Raw genomic sequence first — 281 nt, 5'->3', positions numbered from 1 at the left:
CGTGCGGCCGAGCATCAGCGCTTCGCTTTGCGCGAAGCAGTTGGCGAGCAGCTTCGCGTGCTGATTGACGAGCGGATGCTCAGGCGTCAGCACGGCGACGAAGTCGATCGGCACAATGGTCGGACCTTGATGCAGCATCTGGAAAAACGCATGCTGACCGTTCGTACCCGGCTCGCCCCACGTTACCGCGGAGGTCGGATAGTCGACCATCGCGCCATCCAGACGCGCCGACTTGCCGTTGCTCTCCATCTCCAGTTGCTGAAGATATGAAGGCAGGTAGT

At 60.9% G+C, this 281-nt stretch carries 1 pseudogene; it reads right to left on the bottom strand.

From position 1 onward, the window contains the following. Positions 1–281: pseudogene (locus tag SB822_RS56530) on the bottom strand (glucose-6-phosphate isomerase); the annotation flags it as partial.

The organism is Paraburkholderia sp. SIMBA_054, from assembly GCF_046534875.1.
GTDB lineage: Bacteria > Pseudomonadota > Gammaproteobacteria > Burkholderiales > Burkholderiaceae > Paraburkholderia > Paraburkholderia hospita.
The sequence above is the reverse complement of the archived record's forward strand: the minus strand, read 5'-3'. Positions and strand labels throughout refer to the sequence as shown.